Below are 16,118 nucleotides of genomic sequence, written 5' to 3'. Positions count from 1 at the left end.
CTTGGGAAGCGCGGCCGCCAGGCAAGTCGCCCCTATAGCCCCGCGACCACGACCTACCTCAAGCCACCCGGCTCGGTCCGTGATCGCTTTTGGAAGGAGGGGCGACATGTCAGTTTCGCGCAGAGAATTCCTGAAGGCCGTCGGTGGCTCCGCCGCTGGGGTAGGTATTTCTGGTGCTGTGGTGAGTCCGGCGAGCGCGGCCGCGCCGGCAGTGGACGTGGGGCGCACAACGCTGCCGTTCAAACCGAAGGTCATCGCCCGTGCTGGCCAGCTACAGCCCAACACGCCGGTCAGCTTTACCTACCCCGATGCCTCGTCACCGTGCGCGGTGATCAAGATGGGCGCGCCAGTACCTGGCGGCGTCGGCCCCGATCACGACATCGTTGCCTACAGCACACTTTGCACGCATATGGGCTGTCCCGTGGCCTACGACAAGGCCGCGCGCACGTTCCGGTGCCCCTGTCATTTCAGCATCTTCGATCCCGAGAGGTCCGGACAGATGGCTTCGGGCCAGGCAACCGAGAATCTGCCGATGGTCCAGCTCGAATACGCCGCCGATGGGAGCGTAAAAGCCGTCGGCGTTGAAGGACTGATCTACGGGCGTCAAGCCAACCTGCTGTAGAAAGGGGGCACCTCCATGGCGACCAACAAGGACCGGGTGGCGCTGCCACCCGTCAATGCGCAGCGCACCAATCTGACATGCCACTTCTGCATCGTGGGATGCGGGTATCACGTCTACAAGTGGCCGGAAAGCAGCGAAGGCGGTCGGGCTCCTGGCGAGAACGCACTCGGCCTGGACTTCCGCAAACAGCTTCCGCCCCTTTCCGTAGTGATGACCCCGAACATGCAGAACACGATCGCGGATCGCGATGGCCGACGCCACAACATCATGATCGTCCCGGACAAGCAGTGCTCGGTAAACAAGGGCCTGTCGTCCACGCGCGGTGGCCAACTGGCCAAGGTGATGTACAACCCGGACGGCGTCGGCCGTGCGCGGCTGCGCAGCCCCCGCGTCTATGTTTCGGACCAGTGGGTGGACACCAGTTGGGACGATGCGCTGGCCCTGTATGCCGGCCTGACAAAAAAGATCCTCGATCGGGACGGCCCCGCAGCACTGGCATTCGACTGTTTTGACCACGGCGGCGCCGGCGGCGGCTTCGAGAACACCTGGGGCACAGGCAAGCTGATGTTCACGGCGCTAAAAACGCCGCTGGTTCGCATCCATAACCGCCCGGCCTATAACTCCGAATGCCATGCCACCCGCGAGATGGGAATCGGCGAGTTGAACAATAGCTACGAGGACGCGGAACTGGCAGACGTGATTGTTGCGGTCGGGTGCAACTCATATGAGACGCAGACCAACTATTTCCTCGCCCACTGGCTGCCCAATCTGCAGGGCCAGACGATGGACAAGCGCAAGCAGCGCTTCCCTGGTGAGAGCGTGGTCGCTGCCAAGGTCATCTTCGTCGACCCACGCCGTACGACGACGATCGCGATCGCGGAGCAGGCCGCTGGCAAAGAGAACGTCCTGCACCTCGATATCGAGCCCGGCACCGATATCGCGCTATTCAACGGACTGCTCACCTACGTGGTAGACCAGGGATGGCACGACAAGGAGTTCATTGCCACCTACACCACGGGGTTCGACGCCGCGCTGCGCGCTAACAAGCTGTCTCTGGACGAATGCAGTCGCATCACCGGCGTGCCCGTCGACAAGCTGCGTCGCGCGGCGGAATGGGCATACAAGCCGAAGGCCTCCGGCCATCGTCCTCACACGATGCATGCCTACGAGAAGGGCATCATCTGGGGCAACGACAACTACCTGATTCAGTCCGCGCTCGTGGATCTGGTGCTCGCTACGCACAATGTCGGCCGGCGCGGCACGGGCGTCGTCCGCATGGGCGGCCACCAGGAGGGCTACGCCAGGCCCCCATATCCGGGCAACTCCAAGATCTATGTCGATCAGGAGATCATTCGCGGCAAGGGCCTGATGTACACCGCCTGGGGCGCGAATCCGTTTCAGACCACGCTCAACGCCCAGGAGCATCGCGCGGTTATTCTTCGCCGCGCCGGCATCGTCCGCGAAGCCATCGCCCGCCAACGCGGGGCATCAATGCAACAAATGGTGGATGCGATTTATGACGCCGTGAAAAGCAAGGGCGGGCTCTTTCTTGTCAACATCAACCTTTACCCCACGATGCTGGCGGATGGGGCGCACCTGATGCTGCCAGCGGCCCATCCCGGCGAGATGAATCTCACTTCAATGAACGGCGAGCGCCGGATGCGACTGTCCGAGCGCTTCATGGATCCGCCGGGCACGGCGCGGCCGGATTGCCTGATCGCCGCGGACATTGCCAATACACTCAAGCGCATGTACGAGGCCGAAGGTAAGCAGGATATGGTGGCGCGCTTCAGCGGCTTCGACTGGAAGACGGAGGAAGATGCCTTCAACGATGGATTCCGTCAGGCAGGACAGCCTGGCGCCGTGCCGATCGATAGCCAGGGTGGCAAGACGGGCAACCTGGTCACCTTTGAGCGGCTGCGCGCCATGGGCAACAACGGCGTTCAACTGCCGGCCCAGGCGTTTCGCGATGGCAAGCTGATCGGCACCGAGATGCTCTACATGGATGGCAAGTTCGATACTGCCAACGGCAAGGCGGAGTTCAAGCCCGCCGCCTGGCCCGGCCTGCCGAAGCCGGTGGCAGACCAGAAGGCCAAATACCATTTCTGGATCAACAATGGTCGTGTCAACGAAGTCTGGCAAACGATGTACCACGACCAGTACAACGAATTCGCGCGCGCCAGGGTGCCGATGGCCTATCTCGAAATCAATCCAGAGGATGCACGGGCGCTTGGTATCAACTCCGGCGATGTGGTCGAGGTCTACAACGACTATGGCTCGACCTATGCGCTGGCCTACCTTGAGCCGGACATCAAGCGGAATCAGACCTTCATGCAGTTCGGTCACTACAACGGCGTCATGGGCAACGTGACCACACCGTGGACGGACCGCAATGTCGTGCCGTACTACAAGGGGACCTGGGCGGATCTGCGTCGCATCGGCAGTGCGGCGGACTTCAAGGAGACGGTGAGCTTCAAGAGACGTCGATTCGAGGCCACCTGATCGCCAGCAGGGCCGGACATGTCCCGCCCTGAGACAACGTTTTCAGGGTCGATCTGCCTGATGCTCGCCCGAAGACTCTATGACATTGGGGTGGCCGCGGCGCACCTGCCGCGGCTCCAGCATACGGTGCACCATGAGCCCGATGGCCGCCCCTGCACACTGGGCAAGAACGAAGCCCGGCACGCTGGCCGGCGCGATCCCGGCGAAGCTGTTGCTGAACATGCGGCCGAATGCTGCCGCCGGATTGGCGAACGACGTGGAAGCGGTGAACCAGTATGCCGCACCGATATAAGCCGCGACCATCGCCGAGGCGCGGCCGTTCGGCGCGCGCAGAATCACCAGTAGCAGGCCCGCCGTTGCAACGGCTTCCGCGATCCATTGCCCCGGGCCGGTGCGCACCTTGGTCGAGAACTGGAGGAGCGTCATGTCGAACATCGCATGCGCCAGCCATGCACCGAGAACCGCGCCTGCGAGCTGCGCGACGATGTAGGGAATCAAGGCCGATGCGGGCAGCTCGCCTTGTACCACCATGACCGCGCTGACCGCCGGATTGAAGTGCGCACCGCTGATGGGGCCAAACACCTCAATCAGGATGTACAGGCCACAAACCGTGGCCGCGGTATTGGCCAGGAGAGCGACAGCGACATTCCCATCGGCGAGCCGCTCCCCCATGATGCCCGAGCCAATCACGACGGCCAGGAGCAATGCCGTTCCCAGTGCTTCTGCGGCAAGCCTGCGCTGCAAATCAACCATGATGCTTAGCTCTTCGAAATCCGGTCGAGGCTTTCCTGCAGCTCGGCATTACTCATGTTTTCCAGCGGCAGCATCAGCAACTGGAGCATGCGATAGCCGATGGCCTGCCGAGTCAGTTCGAAGGCCTGGCGCTTACCCTCATCGCCTCCCGGCGCGTTCGACGGATCCGCATAGCCCCAGTGGACCTTGACGGGGCTGCCCGGCCAGTAGGGACATTCCTCTGCGGCGGCACTGTCGCACACGGTGATGACCACGCGCATCTGCGGTGCGCCATCCGTGACGAACTCGTCCCAGCTCTTGCTGCGAAATCCCGCGGCGTCCACGCCAATGTTTGCCAGGGCCTCAAGTGCAAAAGGGTTGATACGGCCGCTCGGTGCACTGCCGGCACTGTAGGCTCGCACATCCTTGCCCAGCCTATCGGCCCAATAGTTGAGCATGCCCTCGCTGAGGACGCTGCGCGCGGAGTTGTGAGTACAGAGGATCAGTACATTTGTGCTCATGAAGGGAAAAGGCTATTTCTGCCCGATGTCGCGCACCGCCTTTTGCAGCGCGACTTTATCGAGCTTGTAAATCGGTAAGGACAGGAGCAATTCGATGCGTCGCTTCAGCGTGAGCGCCGTATCGCGTATCGCTTGCTGCTTGCGTTCTTCCGTCCCTTCAACTGCCACTGGGTCTGCAACACCCCAGTGCGCGGTCATCGGTTGGCCTGGCCATACCGGGCAGACTTCGCCGGCGGCCTTGTCGCATACGGTGAAGACGAAGTCCAGCTCGGGCGCGCCATATTGCGAAAACTCATCCCAACTCTTGCTGCGAAAGCCGTCCGTTGGGATCCCATACTGCTTCAGCGTGTGCAGTGCATGGGTGTTCACGCGGCCGGTGGGGTGGCTACCGGCGGAAAAGCCCCTGAAACGGCCTTGTCCGAGATGGTTCAGCAGGCCCTCGGCCAGGATCGAGCGGGCCGAGTTACCCGTGCAGACGAACAGGACGTTGTAGGTTCTTTCCGTCACGATGGCGCTCCGCGCGTTGGCTCAGCAGCGAACAGCCTGGAGTAGAACGCAATGCTCTTGCTCAGGTCATCGACGTGGAGGTGAACGTGAAATCGCTTCATCAGAATCCTCCGTCAGCATTTGCAGGAGGTCGCACTGACCTCAAGGCAGGGCTCGCCTTGACAGCAGTTGGCCGTCAGGAAGCCCAGCAGCGCATTCATGTGGCCGAACTCTGCCCGATAGATCAGATTCCGGCCCTCACGCTGCGTCGTCACCAGGCGCGCGTGCATGAGTTCCTTCAGGTGGAACGACAGCGTGGCGCCCGGCACGTCGAGCTGCTCGGCGATGACCCCGGGGGTCAAACCTCCCGGGCCGGCAACCACCAGCATCCGAAAGACTTGCAGACGGAGGTTGTGTGCCAGCGCGGCGAGGGAACGGACAACGTCATGTTCTTCCATATTTCCACTCTATTCGAAAGATGAAATAAAGGCAAGTTGCCGCCAAGTGAGAATGGGCGCCTGTCGGCGGTCGCAGGGGGGACCGGAAGCTACTCCACCTCAGCCTCGTCGACCCCTGGACCGACACAGGACTTGATTGATACCAGTCAACAAGCAAGGATCTGCGGCTCCTATCATAAAAAAAATCGGTGGCTGTGGCGTCACGCGACCGCAGCCTTCCGTTGCATGCGGGGTGCCATCGGACTGCTTGCCCCAGCCCGTCTTGTCTCTTCACATTCCCGCATTCGAGGCGTCTCCGAATGGGTTGGCAAGCGGTACCCTGTTTCCTGACTGCAAAGGAGAGTCGTCATGGATGACGAGATCAGGAAGAAGATCCTGGCGCTACTAGAGCAACACCGGATCATGACGATCGCCACGATCCGGCCGGATGGCTGGCCGCAGGCGACCACTGTGGGTTACGTCAGCAAAGGCCTTGTCCTCTATTTTCTGTGTGGGCTGGACAGCCAGAAAGCAGCTAATCTGGCTCTGGACGACCGGGTATCCCTAACCATTGATGACGATGCCTCTGAACTGATGGCGATCACGGGGCTTTCCATGGCCGCGCGCGCGAAGCTCGTCCTCGACCCCGTCGAGCAGGACGAGGTCCTGCACATGCTTCCCCTCAAGTATCCGCAGCAAACCAAGTTGCCAGTATCAATGCCTACCCGGAACGACGTAAGGATATTTCGAGTGACGCCTACTGTCATTTCCGTCCTTGACTATTCGAAAGGCTTCGGTCACACCGACCTGGTCGTGTGCTAACACTTGATTAGATCAACATAGACGTCGGTCGGTAATCCGCCACGCAGTTCTGCAACCGAGACGGCTCCGTCAAATGAGAAACGCGCGCGTCATGCCGATACGTTGCGCATCCCCGGCAGGGCGCAGTGTCCGAAAGCCGATGAAGCCGGCGCAAAGAAGTGGCGCGGCATGCTCGTCGTCGTACGCTTCGGGAATGCGAAAGCAATAGCTGGCATCGGCGACCACGTACTCGGCGTATCCGCCGTCACGCGTATAGCCGTGGAACTGCGGTGCGTCGCAGAGGTTCTCCCGCTCGCTCAGGCAAAAGCGGCACTGCCCGCAGGTGTGTCTCAGCCATGTCACGCCGAGCGCGCGGACGGTGGCACCATGCCTGAGCCAGTCTCGGCGAGAAGCGTCTGTGCGGTAAAGGCGTGTCCGGCGCGGCACCGAAGCCGCGGCATTCTCTTGTCTGGCAATTGGTAGAGTTCGCACTGGCAGACTGGACAGTTGAGATCAGTCGGAGCGCCGAGTTCCCGCAGCCGCCGCCAATCCTCGCTGCCCGAGACGTCCGCCGCGATGCGGCATTCGATCGCCATGAGTTCATCCAGGCCGCAGTCTCCCGGCTCAGGGTCGTCGGCTGCCAGACGCATGAGGACCTCCGCCATGTCGTCCAGTCTGCAACAGTAGTCCGCCTTCACGTGTGCGAGCGCACTGCGAGGCATTGACGGCGAAGCAGCTTCCAGGGGGTCCTGAATGATGGCAACACCGCCGCGGTCTTTAATGGCAATCAGTCCGGCCGTGCCGTCGTTGAGTTCGCCAGTCAGCACGACGCCGACCACGGCATTGCCATACGATAGTGCCGCTGAGCGGAACAGCGGATCGATCGCGGGCCGGACATGGTTCTCGCGCGGACCCTGCGACAGCCGTATGTAGCCCTTGCCTACCAGCAAATGGTGGTCAGGCGGTGCCACGTAGATGTGCCCGGCTTCGATCGGTTCCAGGTCCCTGGGGTGCTCCGCCGGCAATGGTCCAGCCCGGGATAGTATGCGCGGTAGCCAGCCGCGGCTGGCGGGGCTGACATGCTGCGCAATGAATAAGGGAGCAGGAAAGTCAGCCGGCAATTGCCTGACAAGCCGCGATAGCGCGGCGATGCCGTTCATCGAAGCGCCAATGACAAAGATACGGCCGCTCATGATGGAGAACCTGAGACAAGAAAAACGGCACGAAGCTTGAGCATACGTGATGCCGATGACTTGTTCATCATGCCTTCTCCCTAATGCAGACGCCGAACCGTAGCGACGAGGTTGTGAAGAGACCGAAGAGCTGACTGTTCCGCGTGGATGGCAAGTGCTGAACTGCCGATGCCAAGTCCGTTGCCGGTCCTGGCCATGATGATCAAATCTTGTGCGGCATGACCCTGATTTCCGGTTGGAACGCCCAATGGAGAGCGCTGCTGCGCTTCCACTCTGGATTCACCCTATGACGCCGATTCCAGGCCCGGTTGCTGTAGATCAACAAGCCGTGGACTGGTGGTGCAACGTGGGCTGATCCGTGGAAATTTCACTTTGTCCCGCCATGCAAGTGGCGGGATCGCGTCGTCTGTTTCCGTACGTCAGTGCCTTGTTGGCTTGCGCCATGTCAAGAGCTGTTCTTTACCGCCTACTACGCTGTCTGTTGGCAGAAGCGTTTGGTGGAGGCAGCATGGATGCAGGAAAGCAATTGGCTCGTGCACGTGAAGTGAGCCTCAAGACAAGCGTTGTGCTGCAAAGGCGTCTGAAGAACGCGCAAGAGGCATTCAGTCATCGCGTGCAGGAAGCCATGGGCCAGGGGCGCGACGCGTATCAGCGAGGCATCCGGACGGGTTGCGGTATGGGTGATCCCGACAGACGAAGAACTGATGATCGCCAGGCATCCCAAGGCATGGATCGACGCGGGGGCAAGATGAAGACGAGCGCAGGCGAGCATTACCCAGCCACGCTCGCGATACCCCTGCACTGCAGGACGCCAGGCTTCAACGAGGGCGACATGCGCGTTCGAAGTCAACCGCCGATCCTGGTACCTGGAAGCCGACGTCTGTTTTTTATGGGGTCTTTACACCGTGCGCCGGTTTATTGACGCCGCGTGCATACCGCTAGCTATACGCTGAAGCCGTGAGAACCAGGGTGTACCGCCCGCATACAGGCAAGCGATGATCAAGATACTTGTACCAGTCGATGGTTCCGAATGCGCCCTGGCAGCCGTACGCCACGCTGCCTTTCTCTACCGAGAGGGGAGCGTCGCGGAAATCGTGCTGGTCAACGTGCAGCCTCCGCTGGAGCGTAGCCGAGCCCGCGCGTTTCATTCGCTACAACGCTTGCGGGACGTTGAAAGCCGTGGAGGCGAAGCGGCGCTATGCGAGGCGCAAGAAATTCTTGAGGACTCCGGTGCTCCGTATGTACCCATCATCGCGCTTGGACCTGTCGCTCAGGCTATCGCAAGATTGGCCGAAGAGCACAACTGCGATGGCATCGTGCTGGGGTTAGGACTCTGGTCGAGAATCAAGTCTTGTGTTGGCGGAGGATTGCCGGCGGGCGTGATGCGGCGGACGTCGCTCCCCTTGACGGTTGTCAAGGCCCCCACGTCGGGAGAAGCCAAACTGGATTTCAGGGTGCCCGCCGCACAAGGGCAACATGTACATCAGAAGCCACGTCTGGTCATCCTTCCACAGGATCACTAGGAACCGGGCGGCGCGTCAGTTGCGCGGAAGGCATTGGGGTGCATTTCAAGACCGAATGGAGTTCCGCTATGGGATATCGGATTCTGATCGCCGGACTATCAGTGCTGGGCCTTGTCCTGCTGTTTGGCTTCCAGCTTCGCCTGACAAGTAAACTCGGCCGCAGGGAAGACGAAGCCGTGCATCGAGAGGCGGACGGCGAGAAGGGGAGTGACGCGGCTTGAGCAAGCGATATCCGGCCTTGGGGGAAGAGTATGGCTTGCGGCAGCATCTTCGTGTACGCAGACAAGGATCCCGCCGCTCAGCGGCGATTCCAACTGGCGGCGCAGCTCGCGCACAAGAACGCCTCTCCGCTTGTTGCCATGCTGGCGGGCTTTGTTCCGGACCCGATGTGGTTCTACCTGATGAACAGTCCTCAGGCGATTGTCGAGCAAGACCAGAAGCTGCGGCGCCAGGCTTGGGACACGGCGCGGTCGAGCCTGCAAGTCGTCGCCGATACGGCGCAAGTGGCCGTCGAGTGGCGAACGGCGGAACTGGATGCCGTTAGTGAAGCGTTGCAGGCTTCGCGCGAAGCGGGCCTGATTGTCGCCGGGCAGTATGACAGCTCCAATATCGAAGGGCCAATCGCCGGGGAGATTCTGGAAGCCTTGATTCTCGAAAGCGGCCGTCCGGTTCTCGTCGTGCCACAGGCAGGTCAATTTCCAACAATGGGGACGAGGGCGCTCATCGCGTGGAATGGCAGCCGTGAAGCCGCGCGGGCGTTGCATGATGCGCTGCCCTGGATAGCGGGAGCCTGCGCGCGCGTTGTGTGCGCGAGAACGGACACGGACCCGCGCCCAGATGCAACACCTGTTGCCCATGCAATGCGAGTGCTGGAACGGCAGGGCATGCGCGTGGAAGTCGAGACCTGCGCGAGCGGGTCAGATATCTCCGTTGGCGAATTGCTCCTGTCTCGCGCGGCTGACTTTGGCGCGGACTTGATTGTGATGGGGGCGTATGGGCACGGCCGGATGAGAGAGCTGGTCTTGGGCGGGGTCACGCGTGCGTTGCTCGCGTCGATGACAGTTCCAGTACTGTTTTCACACTGAAGCCAAGACACCGATCAGGAGCCCACGTTGTGCGGTGTGGGAAGGGGCTCGAGCGCGTCGGTTTCATCCAGGTGGAACAGTGCGTCGAACTGGCCGGCGATGGACGCATCGAAATAGTGGCTGGCCCGCTCCGACTGTGGCAAGTAAAGCACGCCGATCGCCCGCTCGAGCATAGCTTCGAATAGCGTCCGGCTTGCGCCGGCGCCCAGCGCTAGAAAGAAGCGGTCCAGTCTGGTGGTGTGAAACAACGCCTCCCAACTGCCCGGCAATGCAGGGACAATGCGCTTTCGCTCGGGCTCGCCATCCCACTCGGATGCCGCGCACACGTAGCCCGTATAGGTAGTAAAGCCGACAAGAAGCGCTCGTTCACCGGCCAGCCTGCGAACCAGTTGGCCGAGATTCCACTCGCCGCGCAAGCGGGATTCCGTTGCGTTGGCATCGCCAACATGTGAATTGTGCGCCCAGACTACGGCGCGCCCACTTCCGCCGCGCCGCTGCCTGTACTCGACCAGCGATTTCAACGTCTGGGCCATATGAGCGTCGCGCAAATTCCAGGTGTTGACGCGACGCCCGAACATCTCGCGGTAGTAAGCCTCGGCATTCACCACCACCAAGGCGTTCTGCTCCGCAAAATAGTGCGAGTCCATCGCGGCGAGGCCGTTCCGCGAAATGCGGGCGGCTTCATCGCTGCGCAATTGAAGTAACTGACGGATGGCACCCTCGGTGGCCGGCATGCGGGAGCCGGTCGCAGCCTGGTAGCCATAGGCTGCGGGGTCTCGCACATGGTCAAGCGCGGCGTAGTACTGCCGGGCAGACTCTGCCTGCATGGGGTCGATCGGCGCGAGATACCGGATCACGGCCTCGGCGGAGCGATACAGGCTGTAAAGATCAAGGCCATACACACCCGTGCGACGCTCGGCAGGTAAGCCCGCGTTATGTTCGCGCAGCCATTCAATGAATAACAGGAACTCCTGGTTTCGCCACATCCAGGATGGGAACCTCTGAAAATCGGCAATAGCCCCTGTGCTGTCGTCGTCGCCTTCGCCCTGCACATAGCGATTGACTCGCCAAGCGTCCGGCCAATCGCCTTCGATGGCAACGGCATCGAACCCTTCGTCCGTTATCAGCGCTTGCGTGATCTCTGCACGCATTCGGTAGAAGTCGGCAGTGCCGTGCGTTGCTTCACCAAGCAGAACGAACTGTTTGTCGCGTGCCAGTTCAAGCAGCGGCAAATAGTCGGACGAGGTGCCATCCAGCCGAAGGGCGGCTTCCCGGACTGCCAGGAAAGGTGTGAGCGCAGACGGCATAGCGGGTTCCCGATAAGTTTTGCTGTCAGGCGGCCTCAGCGCGCCTTGCGTGCGCAGGCGTGCGCGCGAGCAGCGCATCGAGCGCTGGCCGATCGACCACCTCCTTGTCGAGCAGCAGTTGTGCCAGAGCGTCGAGCAGCGGGCGCTGCGCGAACAGGGTCTTGCGGGTCCGTTCGGCAGCCTCGGACAGAATCTGGCGGACTTCTTCGTCGATGGTTTGCGCCGTGCGCTCGCTGTACTCCCGATCAGGCCGGGGCAGCGCGGGGCCGATCGGCAGCAGGCTGTTGCCTGTGCGTTCATAGCATGGCAGCCCAAGCGAACTGCTCATGCCATATTGCGTCACCATCTGGCGAGCCATGTCGGTGGCACGCTCCAGGTCGTTCTGGGCGCCGGTGGAGACATCATCGAAGACAATCTGTTCGGCCACACGCCCGCCCAGCAACACATCGAGCCGGTCGAGCAATTCGCTGCGCCGAAGCAGGTAGCGGTCCTCCGCTGGTGTCTGCTGCGTATAGCCAAGCGCGCCTACGCCACGCGGAATGATGGAGATCCGCGAAACCCGGTCGGCATGCGTGCGGCTTTCCGCGACCAGTGCGTGTCCTGCCTCGTGGTAGGCAATGGTCTGCTTCTCCAGCGGGATCATGACGCGATTGCGCTTTTCGAGGCCGCCGATGATGCGGTCGAGTGCCTCGTCGAAATCGGTCATATCGACTGCAGCCTTGTTGTTGCGCGCGGCTAACAAGGCCGCCTCGTTGACCAGGTTTGCGAGGTCTGCACCGGCGAAGCCCGGTGTGCGTGCGGCGAGGTCGTGCAGAGCGACTTCAGGGGCGAGCGTGACATGGCGGACATGAACGTGCAGGATCTGTTCGCGCCCGGCAAGGTCCGGGCGGTCAAGCACGATGTGGCGGTCAAACCGGCCCGGCCGCAGCAGCGCTGCATCAAGGATCTCCGGACGGTTGGTGGCGGCCATGATGATGACCCCTTTGTTGGTGTCGAAGCCGTCCATTTGCACGAGCAACTGATTAAGCGTCTGTTCTCGCTCGTCCTGGCCGCCTGCCACGTTGAGGGTGCGGGTCTTGCCCAGCGCATCCAGCTCGTCGATGAAGATGATGCACGGTGCCTTCTTGTCGGCCTGGGCAAACAGGTCCCTGACACGAGCGGCGCCAACGCCCACGAACAGCTCGACAAACTCGGATCCGCTCATGCTGAAGAACGGCACGCCGGCTTCGCCGGCAACCGCACGCGCCAGGAGCGTCTTGCCAGTGCCAGGGGCGCCGAGCAGCAGCACCCCTTTCGGTATCTTGCCGCCCAGTCGTCGATAGCGTTGGGGTTTCTTCAGGAAGTCGACCACTTCCATCAACTCTGCCTTGGCCTCGTCGATGCCGGCGACGTCAGCGAAGGTGACACCGGTCTGCTGCTGCAGATAGATCTTTGCTTTGCTCTTGCCAATCTCGAGCAAGCCGTCCCTGCCGCCGCCCATGCGCTTGATCACCAGGGTCCAGATTCCGAGGAAGACCAGCGCCGGTACGATCCATGAAAGGACCACGCCAATCCACTTGCTGTCGGCTTCTCCGGCATACCGCACATGTGCGGCGTCCAGATCGGACAGGAGATTGGGGTCATTGATGCGGACGGTAGTGAACCCATGCTCGGCGCGCCCGGACTTCTGCAGTGCCGCGGCTTGGTCGCGGGGCAGAATCGAATCCAGCCCGGCTGTGACGACCGTGCCGCTGATCTCGGTTTCGCCAACGCTTGCGGTTCGGACCTTGTCGGCTTTGAGCAGCGCCTTGAAGTCGCTGTAAGCCAGCGTCTGTATGCTGGCCGCACTGATGTAGAACTGCAGAATCAGTATCGCAACGCTTGTGAGAATCAGGTACCAGAGCGAGAACTCGGTTTGCTGGCGTTCCATGGTTCGATTGACGGCGGGGCTGGCCTCGGTAGGTTGGTGCTTCGTCAAACATAGTGCCAGCCACCGAGCCGAGTTTGATCGGCATCAACGGTTGCGGAAGGAGCCATGGCGACGCCTTGCGTGGCCAGCGAATCCTCCCTTTCTCGTTTTGGGCATTCCGCCCTGGAAATCGCATCGCAATGAAGTCACGGAAATTCAAACTACCAGGCTGGCCAATTCGGGCCACCACAGCATGCGAGCCGCGACGCCATGCCTGGGCACCCGAAGGGCCGTGTCGACTACGCTGCCATCGTACTCGACGACGAGGCGATAGCGACCAGGCGTCAACCGGACCAAGAGGAACGGGCCGTCGACATATGCCTGGAATACCAGCGAGCCATCGGTGCGGTAGATATTCGCTTTCACCCCGGCGATCCATGCCCGCTGTTTGCCGGCAAAAGCCAGGCAGAGATTGTAGAGACCGGCGACGTCGCGCATGTCGATGGCCTGGGCCGGATCTGCGCTGCCACTGAAGTAGGCAACGCCATTGGCATTCGTGGCCGCAGCATACGAATGGCGTTTTGCGGAATCGCCCGGTGCTGGCGCTTGCTGACGCGTCACATTCTGTCGCTTGAGCGCGGCGCAGGCGCCGACGCCGACGGGCATCTGCTCTTCAGGCGCGACGCGGCCTGCACGAGCCATGTCGCTGTCATGGCCGATCCGTGCCACCTGTTGCGCATATCGTGCCGGCAATGGGATCGTGGCGGCTGAGGGTCCTGCACCGTAAGCCGCGCGGCAAGTTGCCAGACACAGGAGTATCAGTACCAACTGGCGGCCCAGCGCAGTGCACGCCCGTTTCAGGGCGCCTCTCCGGCCTACCGCCGTGCGGCTCGGGCAGATCAGCCCAATGCTGGCAGGCCCGGTGGGGGGCGCGGCATGCCGCGAATCTCCGGGGATTCCCACGTGCGCCTGTGGTGGCCAATGCGGTTCGATAGGCATAACGATCGGCGGGCGAGCACTCGCCTCAAGCGGGAAACCTGAAATGGCCACTATGCAGAACGATGCTATGTGCGCCAGTCACCTCGAACATGCTACGAGCGACGTTCTCGATGGCCTTGCGATGAGACGAGAAGGCGGATGCCAGATCTTCATAGAGATACGACCGTGCGCCGAAATGGTCTTCCAGCGCCTCTGCCGTGATCTCGAAGGTGGCGGCGGCGCCGTCGATCTGTGCCGGGCACTGCAAGCTGGGCCCCGCCGGGCAATACGCCGGTACGGAATCGGGAAAGAGAATCTGGCTCATGGCGGCAACCTGCTCAACTGCGATGGATCATGGCCGCTCCGCGAGTGGCGGAGTCCGATACCTGAAGGCTAGATGCCGCGACACAACAGGACTTGACGCGTATCAAGTCGGACGAGCGTCCGGGGTCCTTCGTAGCCACCCTCGCGAGTCTTGCCGCGCGACAACTGCGCGGATGCGCTTCCTCTGGACGATGGTGATTCCCATCCTGGCTATGTCTCTCACTGTGATTCGTAGTGGGTTTTGGGGATATGTCGAACTGGATTGACGGGGGTATCCTGGTACTGACCATGCATGCGGAGCAGCAGTACATCGTGCGCGCGTTCCAGGCCGGTGCGGCGGGCTACCTGACCAAGGAGAGCGCTGCTACCGAGCTGGTTTCGGCGATCAACCAGGTCGCAAGCGGGGGCACGTACGTCAGCCAGGCGATTGCCGGCAAGCTGGCGACCAGCCTGCAGGAACATCAGGAAGAAGCACCGCACTTGCGTCTGTCCGACCGCGAGCTGGAAGTCTATCGGCGGCTGGTGCTGGGCGAGCCGCTGACTGTGATCGCGACAGCACTGTGCGTGAGCGTCAAGACGGTCAGTACCTACAAGATGCGGCTGATGGAAAAGATGCACGTGCCCAGCGAAGCGGCGCTGCTGCGCTATGCCATGCGCAACCATCTGTTCGACGAGGAAGAGGACATCTGAGGCACGTCCGCAGCCGGTCGACTCGGGCACTTCTTTGGAGCGCGTCCTCAGGATTCAGCAGTTCGATCTGCTTGCCCTGTGCCCGAATCAATCCTTTCTTCCTTCCGGAAGCGGGACAGCGTACGGCTGCCCGACCAGCACGACAATGGGGGCGAAGCGCCTCGAGTGCCGGCAAGTCGGTGACGGCGTCCGTACCAGCCCCGACCACTTGCATGCCGGCGACAGCCCTGAGCAAATGCAGTTGCCCCGTCCTGATCGGACTCGCGTGCTCAGGGATGTAGACAGTCAGGTCGTGGAGTTGAGTGCGGTTGCTCATGTGCCCAGTACCGTCGCCGGCCGTGCCTTTCGAAATCAGGCAGGGCTGAGACTGAGGTCAGGCTTGCAGCATGTCAGGCTTGCCTGACAGCGTCGCGGCGGATTCCGACCTCGGAAAAGTCGCTCCAGCGCTGCATGGGCGTCGATGCAGCGGTCTTGATGCAGAACAAACGCCCGCCGCGCTCAACTGCCAATCTGGAAGCAGCCGGCATTTCCGGTTCTGTTCCCGTCTTCAAGGAGATCACCATGACCAACCTCAGGCACTTTGATCCGTTCTCTGTCGAACCCATCAGCGACATGCTGCAGGGCATGCTGCGCTCATTCCGCGGGACTGCCGATAACGGCCTCGCATTCAAGGTCGATGTGTCGGAAACGGACAGCGCCTACACCCTGGCAGCGGAACTGCCTGGTGTGAAGAAGGAGGACATCGACGTATCCGTTGACCGCGGCACGGTGATGATCAGCGCAAAGGTGGAGAAGTCCTCCGAGCAAAAAGACGGCGAGCGCGTGATCCGGCGCGAGCGCTACAGCGGCTCGATGCAGCGTGCCTTTACGCTGGACGCCAGCATCGACGAGGGCAAGGTCGAGGCCAGCTACGACAACGGTGTGCTGCGCGTGGTCCTGCCCAAGAAGGAAACGTCGCCGCAACAGCGGATTACCGTGAAGTGAAGCCGTGACTGGCCAAGGTGCGAACCTTTCAGGAACGGCATGAGC

The 16,118-nt window shown here is 61.7% G+C and carries 18 protein-coding genes and 2 pseudogenes; 9 read left to right on the top strand and 11 right to left on the bottom strand.

Annotation, left to right across the window (positions count from 1 at the left end; translation table 11 throughout):
* Positions 1-106 precede the first annotated feature (106 nt).
* Entirely contained in the window at positions 107-622 is a 516-nt protein-coding gene (locus tag KHO41_RS28500; RefSeq protein ID WP_211956596.1) for an arsenate reductase (azurin) small subunit, read from the top strand.
* A gap of 15 nt (positions 623-637) precedes the next feature.
* Entirely contained in the window at positions 638-3,124 is a 2,487-nt protein-coding gene (locus KHO41_RS28495) for an arsenate reductase (azurin) large subunit (protein ID WP_211956595.1), read from the top strand.
* Positions 3,125-3,166: 42 nt separating this feature from the next.
* On the opposite strand, the gene KHO41_RS28490 is transcribed toward KHO41_RS28495, so the two are convergent.
* The 5 genes and pseudogenes from KHO41_RS28490 to KHO41_RS28475 all read right to left on the bottom strand — a co-directional run bounded on the left by KHO41_RS28490 (position 3,167) and on the right by KHO41_RS28475 (position 5,321).
* Complete coding sequence (locus tag KHO41_RS28490; protein WP_211956594.1) at positions 3,167-3,877, bottom strand: aquaporin; 711 nt, start codon at positions 3,875-3,877, stop codon at positions 3,167-3,169.
* A 5-nt stretch (positions 3,878-3,882) separates the two neighbouring features.
* A complete protein-coding gene (locus KHO41_RS28485) occupies positions 3,883-4,377 on the bottom strand; it encodes an arsenate reductase ArsC (RefSeq protein WP_211956593.1) in 495 nt (164 codons plus the stop codon).
* Positions 4,378-4,389: 12 nt separating this feature from the next.
* Positions 4,390-4,887, bottom strand: a complete 498-nt coding sequence (locus KHO41_RS28480) for an arsenate reductase ArsC (protein ID WP_211956640.1) — start codon at positions 4,885-4,887, stop codon at positions 4,390-4,392.
* A gap of 8 nt (positions 4,888-4,895) precedes the next feature.
* Positions 4,896-4,985, bottom strand: a pseudogene (locus KHO41_RS41370) (ArsI/CadI family heavy metal resistance metalloenzyme); the annotation flags it as partial.
* Positions 4,986-4,997: 12 nt separating this feature from the next.
* Positions 4,998-5,321 (bottom strand): ArsR/SmtB family transcription factor, encoded by a 324-nt coding sequence (locus tag KHO41_RS28475; protein WP_211956592.1) that lies wholly within the window; start codon positions 5,319-5,321, stop codon positions 4,998-5,000.
* Between the two features lie 348 nt (positions 5,322-5,669).
* Here KHO41_RS28475 and KHO41_RS28470 point away from each other — a divergent pair, with 348 nt between their 5' ends.
* The gene (locus KHO41_RS28470; RefSeq protein ID WP_211956591.1) at positions 5,670-6,122 is read left to right on the top strand and encodes a pyridoxamine 5'-phosphate oxidase family protein; all 453 of its coding nucleotides are present in this window, start codon (positions 5,670-5,672) and stop codon (positions 6,120-6,122) included.
* Positions 6,123-6,191: 69 nt separating this feature from the next.
* Here KHO41_RS28470 and KHO41_RS41365 read toward each other — a convergent pair whose 3' ends face one another.
* Together KHO41_RS41365 and KHO41_RS28460 are read right to left on the bottom strand one after the other, a co-directional pair.
* Positions 6,192-6,464 (bottom strand): alcohol dehydrogenase catalytic domain-containing protein, encoded by a 273-nt coding sequence (locus KHO41_RS41365; protein WP_376989843.1) that lies wholly within the window; start codon positions 6,462-6,464, stop codon positions 6,192-6,194.
* Positions 6,461-7,294 (bottom strand): chemotaxis protein CheB, encoded by an 834-nt coding sequence (locus tag KHO41_RS28460; protein ID WP_376989842.1) that lies wholly within the window; start codon positions 7,292-7,294, stop codon positions 6,461-6,463. The genes KHO41_RS41365 and KHO41_RS28460 overlap by 4 nt, the downstream gene beginning before the upstream one ends.
* A gap of 508 nt (positions 7,295-7,802) precedes the next feature.
* Here KHO41_RS28460 and KHO41_RS28455 point away from each other — a divergent pair.
* From KHO41_RS28455 to KHO41_RS28440, 4 genes are all read left to right on the top strand, one after another.
* Positions 7,803-8,216, top strand: coding sequence for a hypothetical protein (locus KHO41_RS28455; protein ID WP_211956648.1), 414 nt, complete (start codon positions 7,803-7,805; stop codon positions 8,214-8,216).
* Positions 8,217-8,289: 73 nt separating this feature from the next.
* Positions 8,290-8,817 carry a universal stress protein gene (locus KHO41_RS28450; RefSeq protein WP_211956590.1) on the top strand — a complete coding sequence of 176 codons (528 nt, stop codon included), beginning with the start codon at positions 8,290-8,292 and terminating at the stop codon, positions 8,815-8,817.
* A gap of 38 nt (positions 8,818-8,855) precedes the next feature.
* On the top strand, positions 8,856-9,038 hold the full coding sequence (locus KHO41_RS28445) for a hypothetical protein (RefSeq protein ID WP_211956589.1): 183 nt from the start codon (positions 8,856-8,858) through the stop codon (positions 9,036-9,038).
* A gap of 51 nt (positions 9,039-9,089) precedes the next feature.
* Entirely contained in the window at positions 9,090-9,902 is an 813-nt protein-coding gene (locus tag KHO41_RS28440) for a universal stress protein (RefSeq protein WP_342344479.1), read from the top strand.
* Between the two features lie 14 nt (positions 9,903-9,916).
* Here the strand turns inward: KHO41_RS28440 and KHO41_RS28435 are convergent, their stop codons facing one another.
* From KHO41_RS28435 to KHO41_RS28420, 4 genes are all read right to left on the bottom strand, one after another.
* On the bottom strand, positions 9,917-11,209 hold the full coding sequence (locus tag KHO41_RS28435) for an erythromycin esterase family protein (RefSeq protein ID WP_211956587.1): 1,293 nt from the start codon (positions 11,207-11,209) through the stop codon (positions 9,917-9,919).
* A gap of 25 nt (positions 11,210-11,234) precedes the next feature.
* Complete coding sequence (ftsH, locus tag KHO41_RS28430; protein WP_211956586.1) at positions 11,235-13,118, bottom strand: ATP-dependent zinc metalloprotease FtsH; 1,884 nt, start codon at positions 13,116-13,118, stop codon at positions 11,235-11,237.
* 195 nt (positions 13,119-13,313) lie between these two features.
* Entirely contained in the window at positions 13,314-13,799 is a 486-nt protein-coding gene (locus KHO41_RS28425) for a hypothetical protein (protein ID WP_211956585.1), read from the bottom strand.
* A gap of 322 nt (positions 13,800-14,121) precedes the next feature.
* Positions 14,122-14,400 carry a DUF1488 family protein gene (locus tag KHO41_RS28420; protein WP_211956584.1) on the bottom strand — a complete coding sequence of 93 codons (279 nt, stop codon included), beginning with the start codon at positions 14,398-14,400 and terminating at the stop codon, positions 14,122-14,124.
* Positions 14,401-14,672: 272 nt separating this feature from the next.
* Here KHO41_RS28420 and KHO41_RS28415 point away from each other — a divergent pair.
* Positions 14,673-15,089: pseudogene (locus KHO41_RS28415) on the top strand (LuxR C-terminal-related transcriptional regulator); the annotation flags it as partial.
* A gap of 561 nt (positions 15,090-15,650) precedes the next feature.
* Positions 15,651-16,073: an Hsp20/alpha crystallin family protein gene (locus KHO41_RS28410; protein ID WP_211956639.1), complete on the top strand. Its 423-nt coding sequence runs from the start codon at positions 15,651-15,653 to the stop codon at positions 16,071-16,073.
* The last annotated feature ends 45 nt before the right edge of the window (positions 16,074-16,118 follow it).

The sequence above is a fragment of the Cupriavidus numazuensis genome (assembly GCF_905397435.1).
Classification (GTDB): domain Bacteria; phylum Pseudomonadota; class Gammaproteobacteria; order Burkholderiales; family Burkholderiaceae; genus Cupriavidus; species Cupriavidus numazuensis.
This window is presented reverse-complemented; position numbering and strand designations above follow the sequence as displayed.

Bases quoted from the DNA above. Each gene is read 5' to 3' on its own strand.
- KHO41_RS28470 (WP_211956591.1), top strand. From the start codon at position 5,670: ATGGATGACGAGATCAGGAAGAAGATCCTGGCGCTACTAGAGCAACAC.
- KHO41_RS28475 (WP_211956592.1), bottom strand. From the start codon at position 5,321: ATGGAAGAACATGACGTTGTCCGTTCCCTCGCCGCGCTGGCACACAAC.
- KHO41_RS28450 (WP_211956590.1), top strand. From the start codon at position 8,290: ATGATCAAGATACTTGTACCAGTCGATGGTTCCGAATGCGCCCTGGCA.
- KHO41_RS28495 (WP_211956595.1), top strand. From the start codon at position 638: ATGGCGACCAACAAGGACCGGGTGGCGCTGCCACCCGTCAATGCGCAG.
- KHO41_RS28460 (WP_376989842.1), bottom strand. From the start codon at position 7,294: ATGAGCGGCCGTATCTTTGTCATTGGCGCTTCGATGAACGGCATCGCC.
- KHO41_RS28435 (WP_211956587.1), bottom strand. From the start codon at position 11,209: ATGCCGTCTGCGCTCACACCTTTCCTGGCAGTCCGGGAAGCCGCCCTT.
- ftsH (WP_211956586.1), bottom strand. From the start codon at position 13,118: ATGGAACGCCAGCAAACCGAGTTCTCGCTCTGGTACCTGATTCTCACA.
- KHO41_RS28500 (WP_211956596.1), top strand. From the start codon at position 107: ATGTCAGTTTCGCGCAGAGAATTCCTGAAGGCCGTCGGTGGCTCCGCC.
- KHO41_RS28420 (WP_211956584.1), bottom strand. From the start codon at position 14,400: ATGAGCCAGATTCTCTTTCCCGATTCCGTACCGGCGTATTGCCCGGCG.
- KHO41_RS28485 (WP_211956593.1), bottom strand. From the start codon at position 4,377: ATGAGCACAAATGTACTGATCCTCTGTACTCACAACTCCGCGCGCAGC.
- KHO41_RS28490 (WP_211956594.1), bottom strand. From the start codon at position 3,877: ATGGTTGATTTGCAGCGCAGGCTTGCCGCAGAAGCACTGGGAACGGCA.
- KHO41_RS28425 (WP_211956585.1), bottom strand. From the start codon at position 13,799: ATGGCTCGTGCAGGCCGCGTCGCGCCTGAAGAGCAGATGCCCGTCGGC.
- KHO41_RS28410 (WP_211956639.1), top strand. From the start codon at position 15,651: ATGACCAACCTCAGGCACTTTGATCCGTTCTCTGTCGAACCCATCAGC.
- KHO41_RS28455 (WP_211956648.1), top strand. From the start codon at position 7,803: ATGGATGCAGGAAAGCAATTGGCTCGTGCACGTGAAGTGAGCCTCAAG.